The sequence below is a fragment of the Arthrobacter sp. Cr_A7 genome (assembly GCF_029222765.1).
Taxonomy (GTDB): domain Bacteria; phylum Actinomycetota; class Actinomycetes; order Actinomycetales; family Micrococcaceae; genus Arthrobacter.
Window position 1 is genome coordinate 1 of record NZ_JARHXQ010000039.1, and the last position, 26288, is coordinate 26288.

Consider the following 26288-nt stretch of genomic DNA (forward strand, 5'->3'; position numbering starts at 1 on the left):
ACTGCGGACTGGCCGGGCACCCGCGCCCTCGGTGTGTGGGGAGGCGACGGCACGGTGGGCGCAGCGGCCGCGGCCGCCGTCGAACGTTCCATCCCCCTCCTGGTCCTCCCGGGCGGGACGCTCAACCATTTTGCCCGCGACGCAGGAACAGGAAGCCTCGAGGAAGCCGTTGCGGCCGCCTCCAGGGGCGAGGCCGCGTTGGCGGACATCGGCATTGTCGCCGTGGAGCGCGGGCTCGCGGGACAGCCTGAAGTCGCGGAGCTGATCATGTTGAACACGTCCAGCATCGGCCTCTACCCGGACCTGGTGCGGCGGCGCGAGCAGTTGCAGTCAGCGCTCGGGAAACCACTCGCCGGCGTTGTGGCGATGATCAGGACCTTCGCCGCGGGGACGCCCGTCACTCTCACGGTGGACGGTGTCCTGCACAAGGTGTGGATCGCCTACCTGGGGCGGGGCCGCTACTATCCCCGGGACCACGCGCCGCTGCTCCGCCCGGTCCTGGACGACGGGGTCCTGGACGTCAGGCTGATCACGGCCGATGAATCGTTTGCGCGGCTGCGGCTCCTGTGGTCGGTGCTGACCGGAACGGTGGCAGGTTCGCGGATCACCCACCTGAGGGAGGCAACTGAGGTCCGCATCGACGCCGGCGGGGCACCCATGGCGTTGGCGGTGGACGGCGAGGCCTTGGCCGGTGTGCGCAGCGTGAAGTACAGCGTGGTTCCCCGGGCCCTCGCCTACTACACGCCCCACTCCTAGGAGAGCGGGCCGCCTGTTGGGCTGACGGTCATCCACGGGGACTACCCTGAGTTGCCCCTGAATCATCCCTGAGACAGGCGAAATGGGGCATCGGCATCGGTAGCGTAAGGGGTACACCGCGTACCTGAACCCATCCGCAGCCCTGCGCTGCCGTCCGAAGGAACATATCCATGATTGAGGCAAAAGACCTGGCCAAGGTCTATGGCGCGAAAACCGCCGTGGCCGGAGTCAGTTTCACTGTCAGGGCAGGGCAAGTCACCGGCTTCCTGGGCCCCAACGGCGCCGGTAAATCCACCACCATGCGCATGATCATGGGACTGGACCGGCCGACGTCGGGATCCGTCACGGTGAATGGGTTGCCCTACGCGCACCACAAGGCGCCGCTCCACGAGGTGGGTGCCCTGCTGGACGCCAAGGCCGTGCACACGGGCCGCAGCGCATACAACCACCTCCTGGCCATGGCTGCCACGCACGGCATCCCCAAGGCGAGGGTCCATGAGGTTATTGAGATGACCGGCCTGGATGCCGTGGCAAAGAAGAAAGCCGGCGGCTTTTCGCTGGGCATGGGCCAGCGGCTGGGCATCGCCGCCGCCCTCCTTGGCGACCCGCAAACGCTCATCCTGGATGAGCCGGTCAACGGCCTGGATCCCGAAGGCGTCCTCTGGGTGCGGAACCTGGTCCGCTACCTGGCGAACCAGGGCAAAACCGTCTTCCTCTCCTCGCACCTCATGAGCGAAATGGCCCAGACCGCAGACCACCTGATCGTCATCGGCCGCGGCCGCATCATCGCCGACGCCCCTGTCCAGGAAATCATCGCCGGCACCCGCCAGTCCAGGACGCTGGTCCGCACGGATTCCGCCCCGCAGCTTTCTTCACTGCTGGCAGGAGACGGCGTCACCGTGGACCAGAGCGAACCGGAAACCCTGACGGTGACCGGCATCGGGCCGCGCGAAATCGCGGAGGTGGCGCTCCGCAACGGTGTCCTGGTGTACGAACTCACGCCGCAGGTTTCGAGCCTGGAAGACGCCTACTTCGACCTCACCAAGGACGAAGTTGAATACCACTCGCACCTGACCGGAGGACCTGCCCTGGCCTCCCCGGCGACGGCAGGAAAGTAAGGACCATGAGCACCCAAACATCAACCGCTGCCGCCCCCGCCCGTTCCTCGGTAGGGTCCCACGGCGTCACTTTCAGCGGCGTACTCCGCTCCGAATGGATCAAACTCTGGTCCCTGATGTCCACCCGCATCCTGCTGCTGCTCACACTGGTGGCCATCGTGGGCGTGGGAGCCCTGGCCGTCCTGATCCGCTACACATTCCTGGACGAGATGATCCGCAATGCCAGGGACCAGGGCCAGACCCTGACCCCTGAAATGATGGAACAGACGTTCCCGCCGGGATCCGGATTCGACCTTTACAACCTGCCCAACGCCGGCCTGCAGATCGGCATCCTGGTCCTCGGATCCCTGGCGGTGCTGTTCATGTCCTCCGAATACGCCACCGGCATGATCCGTTCCACCATGAATGCCGTTCCGCGCCGCACACCGGCCTTCGTTGCCAAGGCCATCATTCTTGCCGTGATCTCGTACGTCATCACCACCATCGCGGGCGTGGCCACGTTCCTGATCGCCATGCCGGTGTTCCAGGGCATCGGCTTCGACCTGGACTGGTCCACCGACGGTGTGCTGTACAGCATCTTCACCGGCGGCCTCTATGTGGCGGGCGTTGCCCTGATCGGACTCTCGCTGGGAACCCTGCTGCGGAACTCGGCCGGCGGCATCACCGTCCTGGTGGGCATCTTCTTCGTCCTGTCCATTGCCGCGAGTTTCCTCACGCTCATCCCCGGCGACTTCTGGAAGTACGTCCCGCAGTACATCCCCAGCGACGCCGGCGGACGGTTCCTGTCCATTGGCCACACGGACGGCGTGATCGATCCATGGCAGGGCGGCCTGATCTTCCTGGGTTACGTGCTGCTGTTCCTCATTCCGGCCATGATCGTGCTGAAGAAACGCGACGTCTGACCCGTATGAACCAGGGGGGACCAGCAATGGACGCGGCAGCCGGGCAGGCTGACGCGTCCTTTGCCGAGCTCACGGCCCGCCGCCGGGGACTTGTCCGGCGGTATCTCTACCAGCACCCGCGCGTCATGGATGCGGTGGTGGCGCTGGGCTATGCACTGCTGGTGACGCCGACAGTGGTTGATGCCGTCATCTCCGGCAACTGGCCCGCGGCAGCCCTGCTGGCGGCGGTGGCGGCGGCGATGTTCCTTCGCCGGGCCCACCCGGTAGGCCTGGTGGCCTTCGTGGCGGTGGTGGAGGTGGCCGTTACGCTGCTGCATCCCTGGGGCTCCAACGTCTCCGCCGGGCTGTGGTTCTCGCTTTATGCCGTGGCCGTGGTCCACACCCGCCGGTTCGCGCTGATCACCATGGCGGTGGCCACCGCGCCGCTGGCTCTCCTCTACCTGCTGGCCGCCGTGGGTACCCACACCCACCCCATGGAAAGCTCCTTCGTCCACGACGTGGGGGCCAACCCGGGCGACTTCAACCTCCTGACCAGCATTGCCACCGGTGCCAGCATCGCGCTGTCCAACGTCATCGCCACCGGCATCGGCATCGGCGTGAAGCAGCGGCGGGAACATGAGCAGGAGGTGGCGGCCTGGGCGGCACGGACAGCCCGCCTGGCTTCGGTCAACGAACGGAACCGGATCGCCCGGGAAATGCACGACGTCGTTGCCCACTCGCTGACGGTGATGATCAGCCTGTCGGACGGCGCCGCCGTCGTGGTCCGGAAAGACCCGGGACGCGCCGGTGACGTGCTGGGCGAGCTGTCCCGAACGGGCCGCACCGCCCTTGCCGATATGCGGCGTGTACTGGGCGTCCTCCGGGATGATGCCGGCGCAACCGCCCCCAGGCTGCCGATCGCCGCCGGGAACAGCCTGGCCAAGCTGCTGGAAGGGTTCCGCACGGCCGGGCTGCCGCTGCACTACTCCCACAGCGGCCCGGCGTTGCCCGATGACGCCGCCTTCCAGCTCACCGTCTACCGGATCGTCCAGGAGTCGCTCACCAACGTGCTCCGCTACGCCAGGTCACTGGGCCGGGTGGACGTCAGCATCGTCCGGTCCGGTTCCACGGTCACCATTGAAGTGCTCGACGACGGCGCGGGGGTTCCGGGGCAGCAGCCCAGTGAGGGAGGCGTCCAGGGCGGCTCCTACGGAACCGGCCAGGGGCTGGCGGGGATGGCGGAGCGTGCGCGCATATACGCCGGCACGGTGGAGGCCGGTCCAACCGGCCGCGGCTGGCGCCTCCACGCCGTGCTGTGCTGGCCGGGCGATGACCAGCCGGAACTCAGTCCCTATCCGCACGAACTGCAAGGCAAGATATGACCGAAAACGCCCCGATCACCGTCCTGCTGGTTGATGACCAGCCCCTGCTGCGGATGGGTTTCCGCCTGATCCTGGAAGGCGAGGAGGACCTGCGGATTGTGGGTGAGGCGTCCGACGGCGCCGAGGCCATCCGGCTGGTGGGCGAGCTGAACCCGGATGTGCTGCTGATGGACGTCCGGATGCCTGTCCTGGACGGTATCGAGGCAACCCGGGCCATTACCGCCACCGGCTCCTGCGCCCGGATCATCATCCTGACCACGTTCGATGTGGACGAGTATGCCTTCGCCGGTCTCCAGGCAGGTGCGTCGGCCTTCCTCCTGAAGGATGCGGCGCCGTCGGACCTGATCAATGCCGTCCGCGTGGTGGCCAGCGGCGACGCCGTGGTGGCGCCCCGGATCACCCAGCGCCTGCTCGAAACGTACGTCCGCGGCTCGGCCCGGCCGGCACCTGCCGCGCCCGCACCGGACCCCCTGCTGGCAGACCTCACGCCGCGGGAGACGGAGATGCTGGAGGCGATGGCTGAAGGTCTTTCCAATGCTGAAATTGCCCACCGCTACTTCCTGTCCGAGGCCACCGTCAAGACGCATGTCCGCCGGATCCTCACAAAGCTGCACCTCCGCGACCGCGTTCAGGCAGTGGTCTACGCGTATGAGACCGGCCTGGTGGTCCCCAGCAACCCGGACTACTGATACGGATTAGTGCACGGCTGATACGGACCTATGCAAGGCACGCGTGGTGGCCTTTGATGGAGTCATGACCACTTTCCGCACGCCCGAAGATCCCGGCGCGGACGCCAGGCAGCCGCATCCGAACCATGACCGGGGACTCGACTTCGACCTGTCAACGATGATGAGCCGCCGTTTCCTTGGGAGGTTCCTTGGCGCGGGCGGCGCCGTGGCAGCCCTGGCTGCCTGCACGCCCGGGCAAGGCACACCAGCCGGCCCGTCGCCGTCGTCCGTTTCCCTCTCCCCGGCACCTGGCGGGATATCTTCCGCCCCGGCCAGCCCCACGGTGACCCGCGCAATCACCGAGTGCGGCGTTGACATCCCAAAGGAAACGGCAGGGCCCTTCCCGGCAGATGGCTCCAACGGGCCGGATGCCCTGACAGCCTCCGGAGTTGTCCGCCGCGACATCACGTCAAGTTTCGGTGCCTTTTCCGGCAAGGCGGAGGGCGTCCCGCTGACCTTCACCCTGACACTCCTGGACAACGCGAACGGATGCCGGCCGCTGGCCGGGGCGGCCGTTTATGCCTGGCACTGCGACCGGGACGGGAAGTACTCCATGTACGACTCCGGCCTGGCCAATGAAAACTACCTCCGCGGTGTCCAGGAAGCGGACGCCAACGGTCAGGTGACCTTCACATCGATCTTCCCCGGCGCCTATCCGGGCCGCTGGCCGCACATCCACTTTGAGGTGTTCGAGTCCATGAGCAATGCCACCACGGCGGGGCAGGTGCTGGCCGTTTCCCAGATTGCCCTCACGCAGGCGGCCTGTGACGACGTTTACGCCACGTCGGGGTACGAGGACAGCGTGGCCGCAATGCGCCGCACCACCCTGCAGTCGGACAGCGTCTTCCGGAACGACGGCGGCATCTACCAGCTCGCCACGATGACCGGATCGGCGGCGCAGGGGTACACGGCGGGGCTTAACGTGACCATCTAGACTCGGGAGCATGCCTTTCGATTCCTCCGCCGCAGACCACATCCGGGACCTTGGCGCCTATGTCAGCGCATCGCCGTCGAGCTTTCACGCCGTCCACGAGGCGGGCCGGCGGCTGGAGGACGCGGGGTTTACGCGGCTTGATGAGCTGGAGCCGTGGGAGGGCGGGCCCGGCTCGTTCTTCATCATCCGCGACGGCGCCCTGATCGCGTGGGTGGTTCCCGGGGGCGCAGGACCCACCACCGGATTCAACATCCTGGGTGCCCACACCGATTCGCCGTCCTTCAAGCTCAAACCCAAGCCGACCACCGGCGCCCACGGCTGGCTCCAGGCCGGTGTGGAGGTGTACGGCGGGCCGCTCCTCAACTCCTGGCTTGACCGGGAACTGCAGCTTGCGGGCCGGCTGGTGATGCTGGACGGCACCGAGCACCTGACGGAAACCGGTCCCCTGCTCCGGTTTCCGCAGCTGGCCATCCACCTGGACCGGGCCGTCAACGAGGGGCTCACCCTTGATAAGCAGCGGCACATGCACCCGGTGTGGGGGCTGGGCAACCCGGCTGATTTTGACCTGCTGGACGTTTTGGCTTCTTCTGTGCCTGATGCTTCCGTGGATCCTGCACGCATTGGCGGGTACGACGTCGTTGTTGCGGACACGCAGGCCCCTGCGGTTTTCGGGGGCTCAGGTGAGTTCTTCGCATCCGGGCGGCTGGACAACCTTTCGTCCACCCATGCGGGGCTTGCTGCGTTGATTTCGCACGCCTCCGGTGGGGTTGCTTCCGGGCCCATCGCCGTCCTTGCCGCCTTTGACCACGAGGAGATCGGCTCCAACTCCCGCTCCGGCGCCTGCGGGCCCATTCTGGAGGATGTTCTGGTACGCATCTCCGACGGCCTGGGGGCCTCGGTGAGCCAGCGGCGGCAGGCGATGTCGGCGTCGTTCTGCGTCTCGGCAGACGCCGGGCATGCGGTACACCCGAATTATGCGGAACGGCACGACCCCGCCAACCACCCGGTGCTCAATGGCGGGCCGCTGCTGAAGATCAATGCGAACCAGCGGTATGCGACGGACGCGCCTGGCGCCGCGTTCTGGGCCCGGCTCTGTGGTGAGGCCGGCGTGCCGTTCCAGGAATTCGTCTCCAACAACGCGATTCCCTGCGGTTCCACCATCGGTCCGTTGACGGCCACACGGCTGGGAATCCGTACGGTGGACGTTGGGGTTCCGCTGTTGTCCATGCACTCCGCCCGGGAGCTGTGCGGCGTGGAGGATCCGCGGCGGCTGGCGGCCGTGACGGAGCTGTTTTTCCGGACGGCAGCCTAGGGCTCGGCCTGCGGCTCCCCGAAAGCGGGCGTGACACGCCAGAGCTGTCACATGAATGCCGGACGCGGCCTGGACGGACAGCCCGGCCGCCCGTTCTGGAATTTGCGGGTCAGGCCCGATCCCTCTCTGCTGAGCACGAGCCGATTCACAAGTTCCCCGGCCCCGGTGAGCAGCTTGGCGTCCTTTTATTGCAGACACCACCCGGTTGAGTGCGGATAGCCACATAAAGCACCATCCAATCAAATGCGGCTGCGTGCCAGTTGACCGCACCCCTCGTTCTGCCGCGCCCGCATCTGCGGGCTGTCGTACCCGCGATGTTGGCAGAAGATTCTGCAGCCGGCAGGACGAGGCCATGCCAGCTATCTACGGCCCATCAGCCGTGTTCTTGTAATGCCCGATACCGCAGTTTCCGCAGGTTCCACATCGAACCAGCCATATGCCCGCACCGGTGTCCACTCGCGAGGCCAAATAGCGTCCCACCCTGCCTAGCTTGAAGGCAGTACGACGCCTCGGCAGCATTTTCGAGCTCAGGACAACGGTGAATATGACTACTCCTTCCCTTCAGGACACGCACTTTGCCCCCGCCGCGTCGCCGGTGGGGTTCGGCCGACGCTCGGGAAAAATAACCGTCAGTCCAATGGTCGGCCGGATGTCCAGGTTCGCAGCCGTGGGGGCATTCGGCACAGTGCTCAACCTCGGGATCATGTCAGTCATGCTCGGCTTGGGAACGCACTACCTTGCAGCGGCGTTCGTGGCCACGGAGCTGACCATCCTGAGCAACTTCCTCATGCAGGAGCGGCTGGTGTTCCACGATATGCGTGAGCGCAGGCCCTTCTGGCAGCGCTTCGCAGCCAACTTCGGCTTCAACAACATCGAGACAGTCGTCCGCATGCCAGTGCTTGTGCTCCTGGTGCACCTGCTGCTCATCCCCGGCCTTGTCGCCCAGGCCGTGACCCTGGCGGCCGCGTTCCTGGTCCGCTTCGCCTTCACGTCCCGCGTCATCTACCGGGTGCGCCCCTCGGCCAGCGTTCCCGCGCTGGTCCCTGCCACCGCCATCACTCCGGTCGGAGTGGAATCGGCATGAACCGTCGCGCCCGCCCCCGCTTCGCAACCCTCATGGCTGCGGTCAGCCTGGCTGCGACAGGGCTTATTGCCCTGTCCCCTCCCGCTCAGGCAGCCTTGCCTACGGGCATTCTGGTGGCCCCGGCCAACAACAGCACCCACGTTGCCGGTGCCACCATGCAGCTGAGCGCCACCGTTGAGGACACCTCAGGTCCCACCGGCCCCACAGCCGGTGTCCGCCAAGTCGAGTGGTGGCTGTATGCCGACAAGAACCATGGCGCCCCAACAGATTTCTCCGACCAATACCCCAATAACGTCGAGGACAAGATCAACCTCGGTGTGGCTGCGGCGCCCGCCTCGGGCACTGCAGCGAATGGCACCTTCGAGGCCAGCTTCACGGTGCCCTCGGGCGGGACCATCGCTGTGGGCTGGGACGGCGACCACACCACCCCGATCCCAGGCGGGCAGACCCGTCAGTACACGCTGCCTTCGGGCACGTACCGTGTACAAGCCCACCTGCAGGACGACGAGTGGCTGGCCAACCCAGGAACACCCGGCCTGACGCAGGTCCACACGATTACCCTCGACACCGGTACCGCGCCCCCTCCTCCTCCGCCGCCGGGGGATGCCACCAATCTGGTGTCCAATGCTAACTACGCCACGGGCACGGGCATCCCGACCTGCTGGATGGAGGGGTCCTGGGGTACGCACAGCCGCTCCGGCGTGCTGTCGGCCACGGATGTCCCGGCCGGGTTCCCGGCTGGCACGCGCAGCTTTGCCTACACGGTGAGTGGCTACCAGAGCGGTGACGCAAAGATCATGGCATCGGACGCGGCAGGTTGCGCCCCGACTGTCAGCCCTGGCACGAGCTACACCCTTGGCGTGCAGTACAAGTCGACGGCGGCAACCAATGCCATCCCGCTCTTCACTGCCACTTCCACTGGTGGCTGGCAGTACTGGACAACTCTGCGCACCCTGCCCGCAGCTGGTGGTTGGACGCAGGTCACAGCACCAGTGCCTGCCATCCCGGCAGGCACCACGCGGTTATCGTTCGGTGTGTCGGCGGTCGGCAATGGCACCATCACGTCGACGGGCTGGACCTTGACGGCGGCGGGGAGCACCACCACGCCACCGCCGCCCACCCCTCCACCAGGCACGGACGCGCGGGCCACCATCGGCGAGTGGGAGATCGCCTCCGTCACCCTGCCCAATCGGGGCATTCACCAGACGCTGCTGCGCGACGGGCGGGTACTGGTGATCGCCGGATCGGGCAACGACGAGGGCAACTTCCGGGCGGGTCGATTCACGTCACATGTCTGGAACCCCACTACCGGCGCGATGACGCAGATCTCCACACCGGAGGACATGTTCTGTGCCGGACACGTCACACTGTCTGACGGCCGCGTCCTGATTCAGGGCGGGACCAAAGAATGGTGGACGCCGGCCAGCGGCTTCAAAGGGCTGCGATCGTCGTACATCTTCGACCCATCCACGAACCAATTCATTCGGACCAATGATGCCAACGAGGGTCGCTGGTACCCGACGCTGACCAAGCTGGAGAACGGCAACATCTGGATGGGCGGCGGACTCACCGACCGGGCAAACCAGCATGGTGCGCACACCACGGAGATGTTTAATACAACCACCAACTCCTGGCTGCCCATCGCGCAGGTGCCGCAGACCTGGAGCTACTGGGGCGAGTACCCGCACATGTTCCTGCTGGGCGATGGACGAATGTTTTACACCGGAGCACACACCTTCGGTGACCAGCGGCCGGGAAGCGGGTCTTCGCTCTACAACTGGCGCACAGCCCAGGTGGCCGACGTACCGGGTCTGCGGGACAAGGACCTGCGTGACCACGCAGGTTCAGTGCTGCTGCCGCCGGCGCAGAACCAGCGCTTCATGATCGCTGGCGGTGGCTACATCGACCGGGGTGCGGCTCCCACCAACACGGTGGATCTCATCAACATGAACGAGACCAATCCCACCTGGCGCCCGGGCCCGGCCATGCCCGGCCCCGGCCGTCAGTACGTCAACCTCACCAATATGTTCGACCGGACGGTTCTGGCCTCCAACGGGGCAACCGGCAACCGCACGGGCGACATCAGCGCGGCTTCAATTTTCAACCCGGCGACCAACGCCTGGACTACCGTCCCGGCTGATCCGGTGGGTCGTAACTACCACTCGATGAACCTGCTCCTGCCTGACGGGAGGGTCATGATTCTTGGCTCCAACCCGGTCGATGGATCGGTCGAAACACGAGTTTCAATATACAACCCGCCGTACTTGTTCCGGGGAACTCGGCCTACGGTGACCGCCCCGGCGAATGCGACGTACGGCCAGGCAATCAGCCTTGAGGTCACCGGGAACGTCTCCAGCGCCTCGCTGACCAGCCCGATGTCCTCCACTCACCAAATGGACGCCAACTCCCGCCTGGTGGACCTGCCGATTACTGGCACAGGCACCACCAAGAACGCAGTTGTCCCCAGCAACGCAGCTTTGCTGCCGCCCGGGCCATACATGCTCACCGTCATGGACGACAAGGGAGCCGTTTCAGTGGCCCGCTGGATCACAATCGGAAGTCGAGGATGAAGACGATGATGCCTAAGAAGCGCAGCATGCTTATTGCCCCGGTGGTGGCGCTGGCGGCGAGTCTCGGGGTCAGCGGAGTGATAGGTGCGAGCGTAGCGGCCCCCGGGAATCTCTCGGTGGCAGGTTACTCGCAGCACGCGGCCCACGCGAAAACAGGAAGTCAAAGCGTTGCTTCGTCCGGCCGAGAACTCCGTGTCGCGCCACTGCCCGACGTAGCCCCGATCAGCACTCGGCCAGGCAACCGCAAGCCGCAGAGCTTGAGTGAGGCCTTGGCCCAACCACACGGCGTGGCCGCAGCCGACGCTCCGCCGGGCATCGGTAAGCCGCAGAGCCTGAGCGAGGCCTTGGCCCAGCCTCACGGCGTGGCCGCAGCAGGCGTGACTCCCGAGGGTGCGGGGGTCAATGACGGCACCACGAAACAGGCCCCCGGCCACACGCTGCGCACCCTTACCCGCGGGGAACAGGACGCCGGAGTTAACGACGCCGCACGCACGGGCGGTTGTGCTCCCGGCTACGGCGACGGCCGCTCATGCCTGCCGGTTGCCCCGCCCAGCGCCGCCCAACACGCCGGTCACACCGTCAAGGTGGCCTGGACCTGCACGGAGCTGCTGACGCTCTTCCCGCAGGGCATCCCCCTCCAAGTCCGAGGCACCGACCCCCTGGGCCTGGACGAGGACGGCAACGGCATCGCCTGCGCCTGAGGACCATTTCCGAGCCATGCCGGGTCACTGAACCAAAGTGACCCAGCCTGGTGCCCACGCCTTCCCCGTCTGGAGTGACATGACATCGCTCGCCATCCGCACCGTACCGCCAGAGCCCACGGTTGTGGCACCGCCGAATGACCAGGAGAAGTACGCCTACATCAAAGGATCCCAGCACCGCTGGTTCTTCTGGGCGCACGCTTTGGCGTTCCTGGGCATCGCCATCAGCTTCTACGGTTTCTCCCGCATGGAACACTGGACGCTGGTCTTCCTCATCCCGCTTGTGTTCTACGCCGCGGAGACGCTGCTGGGCCTGCGCACATCGACCTACAGGCGCAACGTGACTCTGCCGGACCACCTGTTCATGGTCGAGACGTGGGCCCCCGTGAAGTACCCCTCGGTCGATGTCTTTTTGCCCACCGCTGGTGAGCCGCTGGATATTCTCAAGAACACCTACTCTTACGTGTCCAAGCTCGACTACCAGGGAACGGTCAAAATCTACGTCCTGGATGACATGGGCCGTGAGGAGGTCCGGGCTGCCGCCACGGCGCACGGCTTCGAGTATGTCGCGCGTCCCGGCAGCGAGTTCAAGAAGGCCGGCAACTTGCGCTACGCCTTCGATCGCAGTTCCGGCGACGTAATCGCGATCTTCGACGCCGACTTTGTGCCGCGCACGGACTTCCTTTCCGAGCTTTTGCCCTACATGGACGACACCTCTATCGGCATCGTACAGAGCCCACAGTTATTCTCTACCCCCAAATCGATGCACTGGCTGGAGCGGGCCGCTGGTGCAACACAGGAGATCTTCTACCGCCTCATCCAGGTCAGCCGCGACTCAGTCAATGCGGCGATCTGCTGCGGCACATCGGCTCTGTATCGCCGGGTCGCGCTGGAGAAGATCGGGGGGTTCCCCCCGATTGCGCACTCTGAGGACGTGTTCACCGGCATTGAGATGGGCAAGGCCGGCTACCGGCTCCAATACGTCCCGGTGAACCTGTCCCAGGGGATCTGCCCGGACACCATCGAATCGTTCATCAGCCAGCAGTACCGGTGGTGCGAGGGCTCGATGGAGCTCGTCAGAAGTGAAGAGTTCCATACCAGCTCGGGTCTGGACGCGCGCCAGCGACTCTCATATTGGTCTGGCTTTTTGTACTACGCCACCACGGCGATGAACGCGTTCTTCGCCCCGCTGCCCATCCTCATCATGATCCTGGTCTTTCCCCAGTACATGGCAGCCGCGAACTTCCTTCCCCTCTTGCCGCTGCTGGCGCTGTGGCTCGTGGTTTACCCCCTGCTGCTTTCGTCGCGCTGGCGGCTCGATGTGCTGCGGGCTCAGCTCATCTACTCCTTCGCCCACGCTGTGGCAATCTTTGACGTCTTCTTCGGGCGGCCGTCGGAATGGGTTCCCAGCCACGGCAGTACCAAGCCGGCCCCGTTGGCGGTCCAGGTCAAACGCGTCATCGTCGGGTACGTCGGTATCACGTTCGGCGCTGTGATTGCAGGGCTCGCCTGGCGGCTGTCCCAGCCGGAGTACGCTATGGCCGACTGGTGGGCGGCCGTGGTTTTCGTGGGGGTAAATGCGTACGTCTTCGTGCCGGTGTTCCTGCTGGCGCTGGGTATCGACCTGCCACGGGTCAAGCTGCCCTCCCGCAAGCTGCGCAAGGAGGCTGGCGTCAACGGACAGCTGCGCAACCCTATTGATATCTTCCGGGGCATCAGCGGGGACAAGAAGGGTACGCGCGCATGACCACCATCGCTCCCAGCCGCCCCGAGGCGAGGGTCCCCGTGTGGGGGCTGGCGATCGCCTCTTTCCTGCCCGCGAAAGTACGACCCGCCGCCCGCTCCTGGATGAGGCACCTGCCACTGAGCCTGATCCTGCTTGTCCAGGCAATTGCGAGCCTGCGGCTGAGCAATACCATCCATCGGGATGAGGGCCTGTACATCTGGACCGGCTACCGGATCGTCGAGAACTGGCTTCATGGTACGCCGCTGTTTGACGAGCCCGCCCACTACTTCTCTGGAGCCCCGGTGCTCTACCCGGTCATCGCCTCGGTCCTGGACCGGGTTGGCGGCCTCGAGCTGGTGCGTATCTTCAGTCTGTTGTGGATGCTCGTCGCGACAGCCGCGCTCTACGCTGTGGCCAAGCGCCTCTTCCACGCCAAGGCGGCGTTTTGGACGGCCGCCGCGTTTGGCGTGGCGAGTCCGACCTCGTTTCTCGGGCACTTCGCAACCTTCGATGCCATGGCCCTGTCGCTGCTTGCCTTGGCCATGGCTGCCGGGGTCCGTGGGGTCCAAACCCGCCGGTTCGCCTGGGCGCCGGCGGTGGGCCTGCTGCTCACGGTCGCCGTTGTTTCCAAGTACGCGGCCCTTATGTTCGTTCCGGTGGTGCTGGCGGTGATTTTGCTGTCCTCGCACCAACGCTGGCGCAGCATCCGGTTCACCGCCGGGGCTGGCATGGTCACCGCCGCGACCCTCGCCGCACTGGCGTTCACCGTCGGCAGCCCCGCCATGGAGGGGCTGATGACCACAACGACTGACCGGAACGTGATCAACAGCACGCCCTGGCAGGATATAGCGATGATGACCGCGAAGAGCATCTGGCCGTACTTGGTGGTCGGCCCGGTAGCGGCCGGGTATGTCGCAGTGAAGCTGCGCAGGCCGCTCCTGGCCGTGACGTTGCTCGGGGCCATGCTCGCGCCGGCCATTTATCAGGGATACATCGGCGAGAGCGTTTCGCTGGAGAAGCATTTGGGTTTCGGGCTGATGTTCGTCTCCCTGGCAATCGGCGCCCTGCTATCCGCCCGCATCATCCACCCGGCCCGCAGACTGGTGTCGGTGGCCCTCGTGGGGGTCTTGGCCATCGCCGGTCTGGCCGAAAGCCACCGCCTGTACGGCGGGTGGTCCAACACAGAGAAGCTCTCCGACATCATGGCTTACTCCTGGGAGGCGACGCCCTATATGCGGACCCTGGGCGACGTCGTGGAGCCCATGCGTTACCGGTTCATGCACGATACGGAGGTCTGGCAGTTCACCACGACGGACTGGATCTACTATGACGGTCAGCATGGCATGCAGGCAGCCGAAAACGGACTTCGTGACCGCTACTGGCAGTACGTCTACTTCAACGGAGCCACACCGGCGAGCCGCGATCTCATGCCAAGGATGGAGTCATTCGGCTATGAGCTCGCGAATACGATCGCCCTCCACAACGATTACGGCACGGACACCTACTACGTCTGGGAAAACTACGAGCCTCCCCGGGGGGCAGCAGCAACCGAGCGATGACGGCGAGCCAACACGCCGCCAGCCAGAGTTGTGCGCGGCCGGCGACGCTGCATTCTGGCTGCTTTGATGCGATGCTCACAAGGCAAAATGCCCTGATCCCGCCACCCAGCCGAACCCGTCAATCCTGTGTCCTAGAGAACCGGCAAGACGTACTGTTGCCGGGACGGGGTCTCCTTGCTGGCCGCCAAGGCGGTCAACTGTGCCCGCGATTCCACTCCCAGCTTTCGGTAGATGGCAGTAAGGCGCACCTCCACGGTCCGGACGGAGACGAACAGCTTGGCGGCGATTTCCTTATTGCGCATGCCGCGGGCCACCATGTGTGCAAGGGCACGTTCATGGTCTGCGAGCATCAGCAACGCCGGGTTGCCGGCACTGCGGGACGGCTCCACCCGTTCGTCCAGAAGGAGGGCGTCAATAAGGTGGGTCCAGGCATGCGCTCCGGCTTCGTCAAACAGCACCTTTGCGCACAACAGCCGGTCCCTGGCCTCCCGCAGCTGGCCCAAGGCGCCCAGCCGCTCGGCGTAGCACAGCAAAGTCCGGGCCCGTTCCAGGAGCGAATCGTGGCCGGTTCTGCTCTCCAGGGCCTGGTTGAACAGCTGAAGGGACTGCTCCCCGTCGGCCAGCATGGCGCGACTGCGGGCAACAGTAGTGAACAGCCAGGGTGACCGCAGTCCAACGGAACGGCTTTCCAGGCGCTGCAGGGCCTGCGTTGCCTCACGGTGCCGGCCCAGCCGGATGAGGACCTCCACGAGGTCCGGCTCACACCGCAGCAGCGTTGGATTGCCAAAACCCATGCCGATCTCCGTCGCGCGGGACAACTGGGCAAAGGATTCCGCGAGGTCTCCCCGCAGGAGGGCAAAGTGGCCCTGGCAGGCAGCCAGCTGGGCGCTGATGGCCGGGTGGCTTTCCGCGCCCGAGTAGCGCTGCGCCTCAAGGGCGTACCCCTGCGCCAGCGCCTCGTCGCCCAGGGCATGGGCACGCCAGAGCCGGAAGACATGACGCATGCCACGGTGGTACTTCATTTCAGGTTCATGGCGTTCGAGGTCATCAATGAGTTTGACTGCCGCACGCACGTTTCCCGCCCGGATCTCATTGTCCACCGCCAGGAACAGTGCGGTTTCCCGCCAGATGGTGTTGCTTGCCCCCACATCGCTCCGCACCATGGCGAGTGCTTCCTGCGCATGATCGTAGCGCTCTGCGTAGCTGAGGGAACGCCCCTGAACGAGGAGGCTGGGCATGCGGGCGCTTCCCGCCGGCTCGTGCCTCCTGCTGACGTTGCCGGTGTCTCCGCCCACGGCAGCTGTCAGCAGTTTGGCCCGGTCAGCAATGGCCAGGCTCTCAGCCGATGCTGAGCCGTGGAAATCCGCCCCTAAGCGGAGAAGTTCTGCGGCGTCCTTCGGCTCCCAGCGTTCGGCGTAGTAGAGGGCTGCGCCGGCCAGCAGGCTGGCCGCATAAGCCGGGTCATGCTGGCCACATTCCTTCACCAGGCGCTGCACCATGCTCGAACGGACCGTCCCGCCCTGGACGAACTCGATCTCGAATGACAGGCCGGTCAGCCGGAGGATCAAGGCGGGGTTGTGCGTAACCCGCTGTGCCCAGTCCAGGTAACGCCGGGCGTAGACGAACTCGCCCCGGTGGAACAGAAGCTCCGCCAGGGTGGTGAGGCGGGCCGCGGTTTCGGCTTCCCACGGATTGATGGTGAGGGCCCGTTCGATGTACTCCACCGCGAACGGCACTTCCCCTCCCCGGATCAGGCCCACCGCGCTGCGGAGCAGCCCAAAGGGGGTCTGCCGTTCGAGGGTGGTGAAGCTCAGGTGCCAGCGGCGCGCGTAGGGGTCGGTGGCTTCGGAGGCCTGCGCCAGGGCCCGGTGGCCGGCTGTGCGGACGGCCGGCGTCATGCCGGCGAAGACATAACCGCGGAGCAGTTGGTCCCGGATCGACAGGTGTGGCCCGGACCTGCTGACCATACCGGTGGCCAGCAGTTCGTCCACCCCGGCCCAGGCATCCGGGCTGACTTTCTCCAGGGTGGCGATGTCGCTGCGGCAGGACAGCGAGAGCAGGTCCAGGACGTGGCGCGCGCCCGGCGTCAGCGTGCCCACGGCGGACGCGTACTCGGCTTCAAAGCTGCCCTTGCAGGGCAAGGGGACGGGCAGGGCATATTTGCCCTCCGCCTGCCGTTCCAGCAGCCGGTGGTAAAGCTCGACGGCGGCGAGCGGGTTTCCCAGGGTGGCTGCGGCAACCGCGTGGGCCGCCGCCGTCGTGGTGTGCCGCCCGGGCATTGCCTCCAGCATCCGCACACTGTCGCAATAGCTCAGGGCAGCAAGCTGCAGGGTCGGCAGCCCGCTGAAGGGGCTGTCCTGGATGTCTTCGCGGACACTGAGAAACAGTGCGATGTCCGTTCCGGCAAGCCGCCGGGCCAGGAAACCGATGACGGCCTGGCTGCCGGGATCCAGCTGGTCTGCATCATCGATCACGATGACGGTCCGGGACGATGAGCGCTGGCACAGGGCGTTGAGGAGCATGCTCGACACCACTGGCACGGTCATGGTTCCGGCGGCGTCGCGCAGGAGCTCATCGCTGATCCGGTTCAGGACGGGCTCGTCCATGCCGTTGAGGAGGGCCGTGAGCCCCGAGAGCGGCCAGTCCGACTCTGCAGCACTGGCGCCCAGGAAGACCGTTCGGTAATCGCCCAGGGTGGGAATCTCGGACAGCAGGGCCGACTTTCCCGCCCCGCGTCCACCCACCACCGTGAGGGCGGACTCCTTGGGGCCCCGGATGACCGAAAGGATCCGGTCCAGTTCGTTGCTTCGGCCAATTAAGGACATGCGGTCTCCCCATCAGAAGGAGACCGTTATCCAGCGCTACCAGTTCCAATACGAAGCCGCGCCGTCCGGTCACTTCCGTGACCGGGGGTTCGGCAAGCTGTCGACTCATCGCCTCCAGCACGGTACCCAGCCGTTAGAAGTGAATATAGCGCCGCGCAAGGACGGGCTGGCAGTTGAATAACTGCTGGATTCCATCAAGATTCGCGCATTCGTTTCCTCGACGTTTTGCAGTTGCCTCCCGGTAATCTTTTGGTTCACGGAACTGCCTGCGCCTGTGGGAAGATCTGATTTGGCCTCCCGCCGTCTGTGCCGATGCACATGAGCTCCCCGCCTCCCCCGCGTCTAGGGTGGGAGAAACATGTGACCCGCAGCACTGGACGCCGCCTTGCCCGGAGGCCCCCCAGCCTGCTGCCCCCGGCGCAGGTTCCCATCCATTCGCAATGACCCAAAGGACGGCGCACCCATGCCCGCTGACCAACAGTTAGCAAAGTCGCTCAAGCCGCGGCACCTTTCCATGATCGCGATAGCCGGAGTCATCGGAGCCGGCCTCTTCGTGGGCTCCGGCGCGGCCATCCAGCAGGCTGGTCCCGGAATCCTGGTGGCTTACATGGCCGCCGGCATCGTGGTGATCCTGGTGATGCGCATGCTGGGCGAAATGGCCGCAGCGAACCCCGAAACCGGCTCGTTTTCCACCTACGCGGACAAGGCGCTGGGCCGTTGGGCGGGATTCAGCATCGGCTGGCTCTACGCGTGGTTCTGGATCATCGTGCTGGGCATCGAGGCTACGGCCGGCGCAGCGATCATGCACCGGTGGGTGCCCGGCATTGACCAGTGGATCTGGGCCCTGATCCTGATGGTCCTGCTCACGCTGACCAACCTCGGCTCGGTGAAGTCCTACGGCGAGTTCGAGTTCTGGTTTGCCTCCATCAAAGTTGCGGCCATCGTGCTGTTCCTGCTGTTCGGTGCCGCGGCCATCCTTGGCCTGGTGCCCGGCGTCCCGGCGCCCGGCCTGACCAACCTGCTCGATAACGGCGGGTTCATGCCGAACGGTCCCGGCGCGGTCCTGGCCGGCATCCTGGTTGTGGTCTTCTCCTTCTTCGGCGCGGAAATCGCCACCATCGCAGCCGGCGAATCCGAGAACCCGGTGGACGCCGTCAAGAAGGCCGTGAAGTCCACGGTCTGGCGCATCCTGGTCTTCTACATCGGTTCCATTGCCATCGTTGTCACCCTGCTGCCGTGGAACGATGCGAGTGTCGCCAAGAGCCCCTACGTTGCCGTCATCGAACTCTTCGGCATCCCCGGTGCCGGCACCATCATGGACGTCGTGGTCCTCACCTCCGTCCTGTCCTGCCTGAACTCGGGCCTTTACACGGCCAGCCGGATGCTCTTCTCGCTGTCCAAGCGCGGAGATGCGCCGGCCTCCTGGACCAAAATCTCCCGGCGGGGCGTGCCGGCTTCGGCAGTCCTGGCCTCCACGGTGGTCGGTTTCGTGACAGTCGGCCTGAACTACATTGCACCGGACACTGTCTTCCTGTTCCTGGTGAACACCTCAGGTGCCATCGCCCTGTTCGTCTGGCTGGTCATCGCCTCATCCCAGCTGGTCCTCCGCAAGCGCATGGGCAGTGCCGCCAAGGACCTCGCACTGAAAATGTGGCTGTTCCCCTACCTGACGTGGCTGGCGATCGGCAGCATCGTGGCTCTGCTCATCGGTATGGTCATCCTGGAGTCCACCCGGGAATCGCTGCTGCTGTCCGTCGCCCTGGCCGCGGTTGTGGTGGCCATCGGGGTATGGCGCTACCGCAGGTCCGGTCCGGCCGCTGCCGCCGGCGACGCCGGCGAACCGCAGGACGTGCCCGTGAAGGCGGGCCCGGCGTCGTAATTCCCGCCCACCTTGCCTGACCCTGACTGAAAACCGCCCGCCCGGAGCCGCCCTCGGCCCCGGGCGGACGGTTTTCCACATACGGGCTGCCCCTGCTGCCGTTCGGCAAGCGTCCGCCCTAGGCTCGTGTCAAGCGCGAATCGCCTATCCGGTCCAAATGCACTAAGATATTGAAGTCTGTGCTGCGTCCTGCCTCCGTTCCGGCGGCGGGGCATCGCACGGCATCGCAAATGAACCTCCTGTTACGGAAATGCCGTAACCGCTTAGCCCAAAGGAGGTGGGTTCACATATGCGTCCTTACGAATTGATGGTAATCATCGACCCCGAGGTCGAAGAGCGTACCGTTGAGCCGTCGCTTCAGAAGTTCCTGAACGTCATCACCAACGATGGTGGAACCATCGAAAAGGTTGACATCTGGGGCCGTCGCCGGCTGGCTTACGACATCAAGAAGAAGTCCGAAGGTATCTACGCCGTGGTGAACTTCACCGCCAAGCCGGAAACCGCCAAGGAACTTGACCGCCAGCTGTCTCTTAACGAGACCATCATGCGCACCAAGATCACCCGCCCCGAAGAGCAGAAGGTTGTTGCTGAGTAATTTCAGCACCGATTTTCATTCTTTACCCCGCAGGAAACGCACTCTTCACCCAGGATCGAACAAGGAGGCAGTAGATGGCAGGCGAGACCACCATTACGGTCATCGGTAATCTCACCAATGACCCGGAATTGCGGTTCACACCGTCCGGTTCGGCAGTAGCGAACTTCACCATCGCTTCCACCCCGCGTACCTTTGACCGCCAGTCCAACGAGTGGAAGGACGGGGAAACCCTGTTCCTCCGCGCCGCCGTCTGGCGTGAAGCAGCCGAGAACGTCGCCGAGTCCCTCACCAAGGGCATGCGCGTGATTGTTACCGGCCGCCTGAAGAGCCGTTCCTACGAAACAAAAGAAGGCGAAAAGCGCACCGTTATCGAGCTTGAGGTCGACGAAATCGGCCCCAGCCTGCGCTACGCCAATGCCAAGGTCAACCGCACCCAGCGCTCCGGCGGCCAGGGTGGACAGGGCGGCTTCGGCGGCGGCAACAGCGGCGGTGGCTTCGGAGGCGGCAACTCTGGTGGAAACCAGGGCGGCAACTCCGGTGGCGGCTGGGGCGGCGGCAACCAGCAGGCTGCACAGGACGATCCCTGGGCGACGCCCGGTGTCTCCAACGCAGGCGGCTGGGGCAACGGCCCCGACTCCGAACCTCCCTTCTAAACAAACCAATAAAGGCCCGACGCCGGGACCGCACCAAGTGCCTCACGGCACCTGAGCGGCTGCCGCCGTCGGACCACCACCATCCCGTGGATCAACATCCACGGGCTCCCTAGATTAGGAGCTCCACGATGGCTAAGGCTGAACTCCGTAAGCCCAAACCAAAGTCCAACCCCTTGAAGGCCGCTGACATCACTGTCATCGACTACAAGGACGTAGCATTGCTGCGCAAGTTCATCTCCGACCGCGGAAAGATCCGCGCCCGTCGCGTCACCGGCGTTACGGTCCAGGAACAGCGCAAGATCGCACAGGCAATCAAGAACGCCCGCGAAGTTGCTCTGCTGCCTTACTCCGGCGCTGGCCGCGGCTAAGGAAGGGATTAACTAACATGGCAAAGCTCATTCTGACCCACGAAGTAACCGGTCTCGGTGCTGCTGGCGACGTTGTCGAGGTCAAGGACGGTTACGCACGTAACTACCTGCTGCCCCGCAACTTCGCCCTGACCTGGTCGAAGGGTGGCGAAAAGCAGGTTGAGTCCATCAAGGCTGCCCGCGCCGCCCGCGAGCACGCTTCCCTGGAAGACGCTCAGAAGCAGGCCGCTGCACTCTCCGCCAAGCCGGTCAAGCTGGTCGTCAAGGCCGGCGAGACCGGACGCCTGTTCGGTACGGTCAAGCAGGCCGACGTTGCCGACGCTGTTGAGGCCGCAGGCCTTGGCCGCATCGACAAGCGCAAGGTTGAACTGCCCGCACACATCAAGTCGGTAGGTTCCTACCAGGCCAACGTCCGTCTGCACGACGACGTTGCTGCTGTGATCGACCTTGAGGTCGTAGCTGGCAAGTAGTCTCTGACTGCAGGAAAGACCCCCGTCGCCGTAACCCGGCGGCGGGGGTTTTCTCTTGCTGTTTCACGGGGTATGAAGTTCAGCCATCACATGCTGGTACCCGCTCCGGATCAGCCCGGCGAGGACGTCACGGTCAACGTCGTCCAGCCTGTTGACGTAGAGGCACGCCGCCCCCGTCTTATGCTTGCCGAGCACCGGGAGCAGCCTGTCCGCGTCCGGGCCGTAGGTGAGGCCGTAGAGGGCGAGGTTCGCCTTGCGCGGTGAAAATCCGACCGCGGCGGAATCGCCCTCCCGTCCGCTGCCGTACCGGTAGTGGTACCTGCCGAAGCCGACGATGCTGGGACCCCACATGACGGGGTCCTGCCCGGTAACGGACTTCATCAACTCCAGCAGTTCAAACCCGTCAGCGCGCCGGACCGGGTGTTCCACGGACGCCAGGAACTCCTCCACGGGCACTTCTGTGGGCCCGGTCTTGTTCTCATTCATCCAGGTAGTCTGGCAGACGCGCGGCAGCACAGGGAACGTTCCCCGCGGGAATACTTGCGGGGCAGCATCAGTTCACCGTATAAATGCAAATGCATGTATGGTGAAGTGAACGAGCAACAGGAGAATGCCATGGAAACCCGCCGCATCACAGTTCTTTCCGCAGGACTTGGCGTACCGTCGTCGAGCCGCCTGCTGGCTGACCAGCTGGCCGCGTCGGCTGAGCGGCAACTGGCCGCGGCCGGATACGACGTGACAGTGGACGTCGTGGAGCTCCGGGACCTGGCCGTGGACATCGCCAACAACTTCGTGACCGGCTACGCGGCTCCCCGCCTCGCCGACGTGATAGCCGGCGTGGAGGCGTCAGACGGAATTATCGCCGTGACCCCCGTATTCAGCGCATCCTTCAGCGGATTGTTCAAGTCATTCATCGACGTCCTGGACCCCAAATCCCTGGACGGCAAGGCGGTCCTGCTGGGCGCGACCGGCGGTACGGACCGCCACCAGATGGTCCTGGACTACGCCATGCGCCCGCTGTTCAGCTACCTCCGCGCGCGAATGGTGGCAACCGGTGTCTTTGCCGGTCCCCAGGACTGGGGCAGCGTGGACGGCGGCGGATCGTCCCTCGGGGAGCGGATCAACCGTGCGGCCGGCGAGTTCACCCGGCTATTGGAAGGACCTCAGCCAGGCCGTAAGGCGGCTCCGATGGAGTCCCTGCCCTTCGAGCAGCTATTGGCCGGCATTTCCGGAAATCGCTAACGCTTGGCGGTGGCGAACTTTCGGGAGGCGCCGGTCGTTGTGCGGGACATGAAATGCCCAGTGGATTCCGTAGACCTTCTGATGACCGAGCGCAGCGGGGTGGAGATCGATTACTGCCCGCAGTGCCGCGGCGTCTGGTTGGACCGTGGCGAGCTCGACAAGATCCTTGACCGGGCCGCGGGCATGCCTGCTGCATCTCCGGCAATGCCGGCGCGTCCGGCACCCGGGCCCACGCCGCCACCGCTCTACCCCAACTTCGAGCCCCGGCGGGAGCAGCCCCGCTACGACGACCGCAAGTACGGGAAACAGGGGCACGACCGTGACTATGACCGCCGGCACCAGCAAAAGAAGAAGGAAGGCTGGCTGGGCGAGCTGTTCGACTTCTAGGCACGGCGTCCCGGCCCCTCCGGGCGCCGGCCTTAGTCGTCCAGCAGTTCGATGAACTCCCGGGCCTGCTTCATGGAAATGTCCGAGTGCCGGGTGAGTGCCGTGGCCGCGGCCTCCGTGTCGCCGTTGCGTGCCAGGGTGCGGATCCTGCCGTAGATCTCGTCATTGAGCATGTTGCTGCTCACCTCGCGGGTCACGTCGCCTTTGCTGGCGATGGCCCGGTACCGGTACGGGAACCTTTGGGGCTCATCGTCCTCGTCATCGTCCTGCTCCGGGCCGGCCACCTCGGGGCTTCGGTAAGGCTGCGGGTGGGCTGCCAGTGCGCCCACCGCATCGCGGGAAGCCCGCAGGCCATCGCCGGTGGCTTCGTAGTACAGCTTGATGGCGGCCATGGCCTGCCCCTGCGCTATCAGCGCATAGAGCCGCCGGTGTTCGTCCTCTGACAGCTTTGCGGCGGCAGTGCGCGCCAACTCTGCGGACGTCGCCGCCGGCTGTGCCGGTTCGGCCGTGCGTGTTGCCTTCCGCCTGCCCATGGCGCGGACTGCCAGTGCAACTCCGGCGATAACAGCCAGGAGGATGAGGACAGGGACCACAAGCGATTCCATTGTTCTAGAGCCGTTCTATGTATTTTTTGGCGGTGGCCAGATCTGATTGCGTTGCTTGGCGGAGCAGTTTGATGGCCTGCACCTTTTGGCCGCTCCGGACCATGGCCTGCAGTTGCATGGCCAGCTGATGGTTCAGCTGGGCACCCCCGGCAGGCATTACTCCGTTATGGCCCGAACCCGCGGTGGCACCCTGGTTCAGCATGTCCATCCGGGCATGGTCCTGCTGCTGGGTGTGCTGCTGCGTGTTCTGGCTGGGGCGGGTCTTGGCCTCCAGCCTTGCACGCGCTGCAGTGGCGGCCTCGACCTGGGCTGCATAGTGCCGGGCTGAGCGCTCCGCGAGGTCGCGCTGGTATTTTTCCGCGTCCGACATGCCGGTGTCGCGGGGGCTCAGCGCCGTGAAGAGCCCCCAAATGAGCGCCACCAACACAATCGCAGGCAACAGCACCAGCAGTAGTTCGCCCATACATAGAGCTTATGCCAGATCCACTTTATCCACAGCAATATTCACCGGTGCGCATACAGGAGGAAGGGCTGCAGGGCAAACGCTTGACGGGGAATATGAGGACGGCCACTTCCTCGGCATGAACTTGGTCACGGGTATGGATCGGCTGGGAACAGGGCACCCGGCGCGTCGTGGCCTGTGGATGAAATTCCACAGAAGAAATATTTACTCCACATCCCCCGATGGGCGTTTTCGCAGGTCAGTGCCCTGACGGGAGGCAAACTTTTTTATTATCCACAGCCTTTCGCACAGGCTGTGCACAAGCTATGCCGGTTACTGCACAGCTTATCCACAGCCCTTCGGGGCTTCCGGCTTTGCTGCCGGGTCCCGGGGGGCTAGCGTAGCGGGGTACCTGTTCTTAGGGCAGTCAGCGGCTCCGGGATCCCTGGGAAACTGTAGTCCCTGGCCCTGTGTGGGCCCACGGAACAGGCCTCTGTGGAAAACCTGTGGACAGTGGGGATAACTCCATATTTCCGGTTCCAGGGACTGGCGGCAGCATTGTCAGACCCTGCCGATACACCTGTACGGGTGGCGGAGCACGGACTTTTCCGGATGAGGCCTCAACAGGACAGCAATAACCGGGCAACCCAGGCCCCGGTACAAATGGAGGACGGCAGCTTTGTCAATCGCGCATCTGGACCAGGTCGAGACCACCCGCGGATCAGACACCAGCCGGAAGCCTCCCCAGGACATCGCCGCCGAGCAATCGGTGCTGGGCGGCATGATGCTCTCCAAGGATGCCATCGCCGATGTTGTGGAAATCCTCCGCGGCCAGGACTTTTACCGGCCTGCCCACGAGACCATCTACGAAGCGATCATTGACCTGTACGGCCGGGGCGAACCAGCCGATGCCGTAACGGTTTCCGATGAGCTCACCAAGCGCGCAGAAATCAACAGGATCGGCGGCCCTGCCTACCTGCACGAGCTGATCCAGACCGTTCCCACCGCTGCCAATGCCGGGTACTACGCCGAGATCGTGGCCGAACGGGCTGTCCTCCGGCGCCTCGTGAACGCCGGCACCAAGATCGTCCAGCTGGGCTACGGCTCGGACGGCGAGGTGGAGGACCTGGTCAACCAGGCCCAGGCCGAGGTCTACGCTGTGGCGGAACGCCGGACGGCTGAGGACTACGTGGTCCTCAAGGACGTCATGGAGTCCACCGTGGACGAGATCGAAGCGTCCGGCCACCGTGGTGAAGGCATGACCGGTGTGCCCACCGGCTTTTTTGAACTCGACGAGCTCACGCACGGGCTCCACCCGGGCCAGATGATCGTTATCGCCGCCCGTCCGGCCGTGGGTAAATCCACCTTCGCCCTGGACTTTGCCCGCTCCGCCGCGATTAAGAACAACCTGTCCACGGTCATGTTCTCGCTCGAAATGGGCCGGAACGAGATCGCCATGCGCCTCCTCTCGGCCGAGGCCACCATCGGTTTGCAGGACCTCCGCAAGGGCACCATCAAGGACGAGCAATGGTCCAAGATCGCCACCACCATGGGGCGCATGAATGATGCCCCGCTGTTCATCGACGACAGTCCCAACATGTCCCTGATGGAAATCCGCGCCAAGTGCCGCCGCCTGAAGCAGCAGCACGATCTCAAGCTCGTCATCCTCGACTACCTGCAGCTGATGAGTTCCGGCAAGAAGGTGGAGTCGCGGCAGCAGGAAGTCTCCGAGTTTTCCCGTGCCTTGAAGCTGCTGGCCAAAGAGCTCCAGGTCCCCGTCATCGCGCTGTCCCAGCTGAACCGTGGGTCCGAGCAGCGCTCGGACAAGCGGCCCATGGTGTCGGACCTCCGTGAATCGGGCTCCATCGAGCAGGACGCCGACATGGTGATCCTGCTCCACCGCGAGGATGTCTACGACAAGGAATCCCCGCGCGCCGGCGAAGCGGACATCCTGGTGGCCAAGCACCGTAACGGCCCCACCAAGGACATCGTGGTGGCTTTCCAGGGCCACTACTCCCGGTTCGCCAACATGGCGGCTGACGCCGGCGGTGGCGGCTTCTAGGGAACCGGG

24 protein-coding genes are annotated in these 26288 nt (G+C 64.9%); 20 read left to right on the top strand and 4 right to left on the bottom strand.

Annotation, left to right across the window (positions count from 1 at the left end; genetic code table 11):
* The 12 genes from P2Q66_RS01980 to P2Q66_RS02035 all read left to right on the top strand — a co-directional run.
* Positions 1-756: diacylglycerol kinase family protein (locus tag P2Q66_RS01980; RefSeq protein ID WP_275725145.1), on the top strand; the 756-nt coding region annotated here is incomplete at its 5' end.
* Positions 757-926: 170 nt separating this feature from the next.
* Complete coding sequence (locus tag P2Q66_RS01985) at positions 927-1874, top strand: ABC transporter ATP-binding protein (protein ID WP_079597920.1); 948 nt, start codon at positions 927-929, stop codon at positions 1872-1874.
* Positions 1875-1879: 5 nt separating this feature from the next.
* The gene (locus tag P2Q66_RS01990; RefSeq protein WP_275725150.1) at positions 1880-2776 is read left to right on the top strand and encodes an ABC transporter permease; all 897 of its coding nucleotides are present in this window, start codon (positions 1880-1882) and stop codon (positions 2774-2776) included.
* A 26-nt stretch (positions 2777-2802) separates the two neighbouring features.
* Positions 2803-4137 carry a histidine kinase gene (locus P2Q66_RS01995; RefSeq protein ID WP_275725152.1) on the top strand — a complete coding sequence of 445 codons (1335 nt, stop codon included), beginning with the start codon at positions 2803-2805 and terminating at the stop codon, positions 4135-4137.
* Complete coding sequence (locus tag P2Q66_RS02000; RefSeq protein ID WP_275725153.1) at positions 4134-4826, top strand: response regulator transcription factor; 693 nt, start codon at positions 4134-4136, stop codon at positions 4824-4826. The genes P2Q66_RS01995 and P2Q66_RS02000 overlap by 4 nt, the downstream gene beginning before the upstream one ends.
* A 64-nt stretch (positions 4827-4890) precedes the next feature.
* The gene (locus P2Q66_RS02005) at positions 4891-5799 is read left to right on the top strand and encodes an intradiol ring-cleavage dioxygenase (RefSeq protein WP_275725155.1); all 909 of its coding nucleotides are present in this window, start codon (positions 4891-4893) and stop codon (positions 5797-5799) included.
* 10 nt (positions 5800-5809) lie between these two features.
* On the top strand, positions 5810-7111 hold the full coding sequence (locus P2Q66_RS02010; RefSeq protein ID WP_275725157.1) for a M18 family aminopeptidase: 1302 nt from the start codon (positions 5810-5812) through the stop codon (positions 7109-7111).
* 544 nt (positions 7112-7655) lie between these two features.
* The gene (locus P2Q66_RS02015) at positions 7656-8195 is read left to right on the top strand and encodes a GtrA family protein (RefSeq protein WP_275725158.1); all 540 of its coding nucleotides are present in this window, start codon (positions 7656-7658) and stop codon (positions 8193-8195) included.
* Positions 8192-10765, top strand: coding sequence for a galactose oxidase early set domain-containing protein (locus tag P2Q66_RS02020; protein ID WP_275725159.1), 2574 nt, complete (start codon positions 8192-8194; stop codon positions 10763-10765). Before P2Q66_RS02015 ends, P2Q66_RS02020 begins: the two co-directional genes overlap by 4 nt.
* A gap of 269 nt (positions 10766-11034) precedes the next feature.
* Positions 11035-11466 (top strand): hypothetical protein, encoded by a 432-nt coding sequence (locus tag P2Q66_RS02025; RefSeq protein WP_275725161.1) that lies wholly within the window; start codon positions 11035-11037, stop codon positions 11464-11466.
* 79 nt (positions 11467-11545) lie between these two features.
* Positions 11546-13213 (top strand): cellulose synthase catalytic subunit, encoded by a 1668-nt coding sequence (locus P2Q66_RS02030; RefSeq protein ID WP_275725162.1) that lies wholly within the window; start codon positions 11546-11548, stop codon positions 13211-13213.
* Positions 13210-14751 carry a glycosyltransferase family 39 protein gene (locus tag P2Q66_RS02035; RefSeq protein ID WP_275725164.1) on the top strand — a complete coding sequence of 514 codons (1542 nt, stop codon included), beginning with the start codon at positions 13210-13212 and terminating at the stop codon, positions 14749-14751. The genes P2Q66_RS02030 and P2Q66_RS02035 overlap by 4 nt, the downstream gene beginning before the upstream one ends.
* A gap of 131 nt (positions 14752-14882) precedes the next feature.
* Here the strand turns inward: P2Q66_RS02035 and P2Q66_RS02040 are convergent, their stop codons facing one another.
* The gene (locus tag P2Q66_RS02040; protein WP_275725166.1) at positions 14883-17576 is read right to left on the bottom strand and encodes a LuxR family transcriptional regulator; all 2694 of its coding nucleotides are present in this window, start codon (positions 17574-17576) and stop codon (positions 14883-14885) included.
* A gap of 463 nt (positions 17577-18039) precedes the next feature.
* Between P2Q66_RS02040 and P2Q66_RS02045 the strand changes: the two genes are divergently transcribed.
* The 5 genes from P2Q66_RS02045 to rplI all read left to right on the top strand — a co-directional run bounded on the left by P2Q66_RS02045 (position 18040) and on the right by rplI (position 21541).
* Entirely contained in the window at positions 18040-19455 is a 1416-nt protein-coding gene (locus P2Q66_RS02045; RefSeq protein WP_275725167.1) for an amino acid permease, read from the top strand.
* A gap of 289 nt (positions 19456-19744) precedes the next feature.
* Entirely contained in the window at positions 19745-20050 is a 306-nt protein-coding gene (gene rpsF / locus P2Q66_RS02050; RefSeq protein ID WP_015939036.1) for a 30S ribosomal protein S6, read from the top strand.
* A gap of 74 nt (positions 20051-20124) precedes the next feature.
* Positions 20125-20703 (top strand): single-stranded DNA-binding protein, encoded by a 579-nt coding sequence (locus P2Q66_RS02055; protein ID WP_079597906.1) that lies wholly within the window; start codon positions 20125-20127, stop codon positions 20701-20703.
* 128 nt (positions 20704-20831) lie between these two features.
* Positions 20832-21071 carry a 30S ribosomal protein S18 gene (gene rpsR / locus P2Q66_RS02060; protein ID WP_003800144.1) on the top strand — a complete coding sequence of 80 codons (240 nt, stop codon included), beginning with the start codon at positions 20832-20834 and terminating at the stop codon, positions 21069-21071.
* Positions 21072-21088: 17 nt separating this feature from the next.
* The gene (gene rplI, locus P2Q66_RS02065; protein WP_079597905.1) at positions 21089-21541 is read left to right on the top strand and encodes a 50S ribosomal protein L9; all 453 of its coding nucleotides are present in this window, start codon (positions 21089-21091) and stop codon (positions 21539-21541) included.
* A 63-nt stretch (positions 21542-21604) separates the two neighbouring features.
* On the opposite strand, the gene P2Q66_RS02070 is transcribed toward rplI, so the two are convergent.
* The gene (locus tag P2Q66_RS02070) at positions 21605-22027 is read right to left on the bottom strand and encodes a DUF1801 domain-containing protein (protein ID WP_275725216.1); all 423 of its coding nucleotides are present in this window, start codon (positions 22025-22027) and stop codon (positions 21605-21607) included.
* 129 nt (positions 22028-22156) lie between these two features.
* Between P2Q66_RS02070 and P2Q66_RS02075 the strand changes: the two genes are divergently transcribed.
* On the top strand, positions 22157-22783 hold the full coding sequence (locus tag P2Q66_RS02075; RefSeq protein ID WP_275725218.1) for an FMN reductase: 627 nt from the start codon (positions 22157-22159) through the stop codon (positions 22781-22783).
* 60 nt (positions 22784-22843) lie between these two features.
* Positions 22844-23170, top strand: a complete 327-nt coding sequence (locus P2Q66_RS02080) for a zf-TFIIB domain-containing protein (protein ID WP_275725219.1) — start codon at positions 22844-22846, stop codon at positions 23168-23170.
* A 32-nt stretch (positions 23171-23202) separates the two neighbouring features.
* Here the strand turns inward: P2Q66_RS02080 and P2Q66_RS02085 are convergent, their stop codons facing one another.
* On the bottom strand, positions 23203-23775 hold the full coding sequence (locus P2Q66_RS02085; RefSeq protein ID WP_079597902.1) for a hypothetical protein: 573 nt from the start codon (positions 23773-23775) through the stop codon (positions 23203-23205).
* Between the two features lie 4 nt (positions 23776-23779).
* On the bottom strand, positions 23780-24238 hold the full coding sequence (locus P2Q66_RS02090) for a hypothetical protein (RefSeq protein ID WP_275725220.1): 459 nt from the start codon (positions 24236-24238) through the stop codon (positions 23780-23782).
* Between the two features lie 658 nt (positions 24239-24896).
* Here P2Q66_RS02090 and dnaB point away from each other — a divergent pair.
* Complete coding sequence (dnaB, locus tag P2Q66_RS02095) at positions 24897-26279, top strand: replicative DNA helicase (protein ID WP_079597900.1); 1383 nt, start codon at positions 24897-24899, stop codon at positions 26277-26279.
* Positions 26280-26288 lie beyond the last annotated feature (9 nt).

What these genes read in the sequence shown, in the direction of transcription:
- P2Q66_RS02030 (WP_275725162.1), top strand. Translation starts at nt 11,546, where the DNA reads ATGACATCGCTCGCCATCCGCACCGTACCGCCAGAGCCCACGGTTGTG.
- P2Q66_RS02020 (WP_275725159.1), top strand. Translation starts at nt 8,192, where the DNA reads ATGAACCGTCGCGCCCGCCCCCGCTTCGCAACCCTCATGGCTGCGGTC.
- rplI (WP_079597905.1), top strand. Translation starts at nt 21,089, where the DNA reads ATGGCAAAGCTCATTCTGACCCACGAAGTAACCGGTCTCGGTGCTGCT.
- rpsR (WP_003800144.1), top strand. Translation starts at nt 20,832, where the DNA reads ATGGCTAAGGCTGAACTCCGTAAGCCCAAACCAAAGTCCAACCCCTTG.
- P2Q66_RS02090 (WP_275725220.1), bottom strand. Translation starts at nt 24,238, where the DNA reads ATGGGCGAACTACTGCTGGTGCTGTTGCCTGCGATTGTGTTGGTGGCG.
- P2Q66_RS02040 (WP_275725166.1), bottom strand. Translation starts at nt 17,576, where the DNA reads ATGTCCTTAATTGGCCGAAGCAACGAACTGGACCGGATCCTTTCGGTC.
- P2Q66_RS02000 (WP_275725153.1), top strand. Translation starts at nt 4,134, where the DNA reads ATGACCGAAAACGCCCCGATCACCGTCCTGCTGGTTGATGACCAGCCC.
- P2Q66_RS02070 (WP_275725216.1), bottom strand. Translation starts at nt 22,027, where the DNA reads ATGAATGAGAACAAGACCGGGCCCACAGAAGTGCCCGTGGAGGAGTTC.
- P2Q66_RS02010 (WP_275725157.1), top strand. Translation starts at nt 5,810, where the DNA reads ATGCCTTTCGATTCCTCCGCCGCAGACCACATCCGGGACCTTGGCGCC.
- P2Q66_RS01985 (WP_079597920.1), top strand. Translation starts at nt 927, where the DNA reads ATGATTGAGGCAAAAGACCTGGCCAAGGTCTATGGCGCGAAAACCGCC.
- P2Q66_RS01995 (WP_275725152.1), top strand. Translation starts at nt 2,803, where the DNA reads ATGGACGCGGCAGCCGGGCAGGCTGACGCGTCCTTTGCCGAGCTCACG.
- P2Q66_RS01990 (WP_275725150.1), top strand. Translation starts at nt 1,880, where the DNA reads ATGAGCACCCAAACATCAACCGCTGCCGCCCCCGCCCGTTCCTCGGTA.
- P2Q66_RS02005 (WP_275725155.1), top strand. Translation starts at nt 4,891, where the DNA reads ATGACCACTTTCCGCACGCCCGAAGATCCCGGCGCGGACGCCAGGCAG.
- P2Q66_RS02085 (WP_079597902.1), bottom strand. Translation starts at nt 23,775, where the DNA reads ATGGAATCGCTTGTGGTCCCTGTCCTCATCCTCCTGGCTGTTATCGCC.
- P2Q66_RS02045 (WP_275725167.1), top strand. Translation starts at nt 18,040, where the DNA reads ATGCCCGCTGACCAACAGTTAGCAAAGTCGCTCAAGCCGCGGCACCTT.
- P2Q66_RS02015 (WP_275725158.1), top strand. Translation starts at nt 7,656, where the DNA reads ATGACTACTCCTTCCCTTCAGGACACGCACTTTGCCCCCGCCGCGTCG.
- P2Q66_RS02055 (WP_079597906.1), top strand. Translation starts at nt 20,125, where the DNA reads ATGGCAGGCGAGACCACCATTACGGTCATCGGTAATCTCACCAATGAC.
- P2Q66_RS02075 (WP_275725218.1), top strand. Translation starts at nt 22,157, where the DNA reads ATGGAAACCCGCCGCATCACAGTTCTTTCCGCAGGACTTGGCGTACCG.
- P2Q66_RS02035 (WP_275725164.1), top strand. Translation starts at nt 13,210, where the DNA reads ATGACCACCATCGCTCCCAGCCGCCCCGAGGCGAGGGTCCCCGTGTGG.
- rpsF (WP_015939036.1), top strand. Translation starts at nt 19,745, where the DNA reads ATGCGTCCTTACGAATTGATGGTAATCATCGACCCCGAGGTCGAAGAG.